2 protein-coding genes are annotated in these 2,646 nt (G+C 39.3%); both read right to left on the bottom strand.

Features of this window, described 5'->3' with window-relative positions:
• On the bottom strand, window positions 1–1,343 hold a 1,343-nt coding region (locus tag DW862_RS25535; RefSeq protein ID WP_120071148.1), incomplete at its 3' end, for an exopolysaccharide biosynthesis polyprenyl glycosylphosphotransferase.
• Window positions 1,344–1,362: 19 nt separating this feature from the next.
• A complete protein-coding gene (locus DW862_RS25530; RefSeq protein ID WP_074911385.1) occupies window positions 1,363–2,499 on the bottom strand; it encodes a chain-length determining protein in 1,137 nt (378 codons plus the stop codon).
• Between the last annotated feature and the right edge of the window lie 147 nt (window positions 2,500–2,646).

The raw sequence follows: 2,646 nt of genomic DNA, 5'->3' as shown, positions 1-2,646 counted from the left end.
ATTGTCCAATGCTCCATATACCAAATATCAGCCTTTACACGTTCCTCCATCTGTGAAAGTTCTCTCGTTTCACCACGAAAACCATGTGTTTGAGCCCAACCAGTTACCCCCGGTTTTATAAAGTGCCGCACCATATACTTATCAATCAACCGGGCATAAGTCTCCGTATGAGCCAACATATGAGGACGGGGACCAACTATCGACATATCACCCTTAAAGACATTGATAAACTGAGGAAGTTCGTCAATATTAGAACGACGGAGAAAGTTTCCAAAACGAGTTTTACGGGGATCATCAACCGTAGCCTGTTTGCTATTAGCTTCATCGTTCACTTTCATCGAACGGAATTTATAACACAAAAAATCCACACCATTCAAACCCGTACGCATTTGCTTAAAGAATACAGGACCGGGAGAAGTCAACTTTATAATACTTCCAACTATGAGATAAACAAAAGGAAAAACTGTAACCAGAAAAAGACCGGAGAAAACAACGTCGAACAGCCGCTTCAAGATACGATTTTCCATTTTACCCAAAGGCTCATAACGCAGATTCAAGATAGGCATATTGCCAACCATACTGTGCCAGATACGACGAGGAAAACCTTTACAGACATTAGGAACACCATGAAAATAAAGCAAATGGTTTTCACAATGATTCATAATAGAAAAATTATAGCGCCCTTCCTCCATCGACAGAGAACAAAAAACATGTTTGATTCCCGGATGTGCGGACATAAAGTCTGAAAAACCGTCGGGATTACCCAGATAGGAACATTGGGAGGAAAAGGCTTCATCCGGTTTTATATCAAAATACCCCACAACCTCATATAGGGAAGAGGCTAAAGAACTCTCCATCTCCTCATACAACACCTGCATATTATTGCCCCCACCTATAAAAACAGCATAACGTCTATGCTTGCCCTTAGCACAATAGACTATCAGGAAATGACGAATAATAATGCGATAAATACTTAAGATGACAAAGAGGAAAGAGAAATAAGCGACAAAAAAAAGAGGAGAATAGATAGAGATTCCACTAAAAGTCATGATACATGCCCAAAAAATGGAAAAAGCTATAATATTCTTCAACACACGCAACACAAGTTGGTCAGGACGAATTCCCCGACTATCCCAAACCCTCCCGCGGGATCCAGAACAAGCCAGATAGCAAAGACTTAACGAAGTCATCATCCAGGAAACCCTACAAGAAAAAGGTAAAGAGACAAATACTTCTTCCCAAAAGAAAAGGAGAAAGAACAATACCAGATTCAGAATGATCAGATCTCCCAGAACTGCTACAAATTCTATAAATTTATTGATTTGACTGGTGGTTGATACCATATCACATTAAAAATTGATTTTAGGCACATACTTCTTTGAACTTATTCAAGAGATCTTTCCCGAACAAATTCCAAGAGATTACAATACAAACTGATAGGAAAATAAAAGCTAAAACATATACCTTTCTACTAGTCCCCGAAGGTTCCAAGGGGACAACAGCAGGTTCTACAACAGCAAACACAGGTTTTTCTTCCTGAACTTTAGCCCTGGCAACCTGAAGCTGACTGGCAACCTGACTATATACCTGGTAAGCAAGGCTCATATCATTCTGCAAACGTTCCTGTTCGGTACGAACACTCTGCAAAATGATATTATCATGAGAATCCAGATAATCGGCATATTTCTTCTGAGCAGCATAATATTCTTGCTGACGTTCCTTGAAGAGTTTCTCCAAATAAATACAATCCTCTTTTGCCTTGAAGGTACGGTAGTCTATTATATATTCCTGCAATTTCTTCACTACAGAATCGGCAACAACAGCAGCAACCTTAGGATTCTGAAAAGTCACAGAAATAGAAGTCATTGAGGTTTTCTTATCCACAGCGGCAGCTATCATTTTCTTTAGAGTCTCAATTTTCTCCGTTTCCTTCTTTGAAAGTTCAATTGCGCCCCGACTTACTTTATCGGAAGATATGGGTTCATCCTCATTTTCTGTAAACAATGACTTTGCTCCACCCATTACCATGCCAGGAAATCCGATTACATAACCCCACCATGGGGATGACTCTTCATTCAAATAAGAACTTAAAGAGATTTCCTCACCCCCTGATACAGGGACTTTCATATTAGAAAGTTCCAACAAAAAGGGAGTAGAAGAAACAATATCAGCAGATAAGGAAGCATTCAAGGCATCAGTTCCATCCCCCATAGTAACCCCACTTCCTAAAAAAGATGCAGCTAAACCGGATAAACCGCCACCTTTGTTATTACCCATTTCCGGAGAAAGGGTAACTTCAACCGTGTACTGCTTAGGGATACTTATTGCAACAATAATCCCAATCACCAAACCAATACCGGCCGCTTTATAGATCTTCTTACGAATACCTATAACCTTACGAAGAAGATCCATCAAATCGATTTCGATCTCCTCATCATTGTGATTATTATGCAACTGTTTTGTTTCCTTTTCAGATGTTTGTTCCATCAAAGTAGACATAAATAAAGGTATTCGTTATTTCTTGATTAAATTAGCAATAGAGGCAATCATCATACCCAAGGAACTGAAAGAAGTGGCATATCCTAAAATTTCCCCCATATTAGTACGCTTCTTTGATTTACTAGGAACAATGATCTCACAACCAGG

Origin of the sequence: Bacteroides sp. AM37-9 (assembly GCF_003603455.1) — a bacterium.
GTDB classification, from domain to species: Bacteria; Bacteroidota; Bacteroidia; order Bacteroidales; family Bacteroidaceae; genus Bacteroides; species Bacteroides xylanisolvens.
This window is presented reverse-complemented; position numbering and strand designations above follow the sequence as displayed.